Below are 255 nucleotides of genomic sequence, written 5' to 3'. Positions count from 1 at the left end.
AAATATTAAGAAATTCTTTAGCCTTACTAAATTATAAAAGACAGATAATAACCATGCTTGCCAACATCTTTTCGGCATTGGAACAGCTCGGTCTAACCGCCCAAAACAGAGCCCTCCACATCCAATTCAGTCATTCACAACTGAATAGCCAAGTCTTCCTACACCGCATCGATGGCAGCCATGCCCTTAACGAAGGCGTGCAAGCAGAACTCATCTGTCTCTCGACCAATGCCTTAATTCCACTCAAACAATTCA

Annotated in this window: 1 protein-coding gene; it reads left to right on the top strand. The window is 42.7% G+C overall.

Going from position 1 to position 255, the window contains the following annotated elements; translation table 11 throughout:
- Positions 1-53: 53 nt before the first annotated feature.
- Positions 54-255: hypothetical protein (locus tag AC1M89_RS14845; protein ID WP_481614408.1), on the top strand; the 202-nt coding region annotated here is incomplete at its 3' end.

This window comes from Acinetobacter sp. ANC_7635 (genome assembly GCF_056779945.1).
The sequence above is the reverse complement of the archived record's forward strand: the minus strand, read 5'-3'. Positions and strand labels throughout refer to the sequence as shown.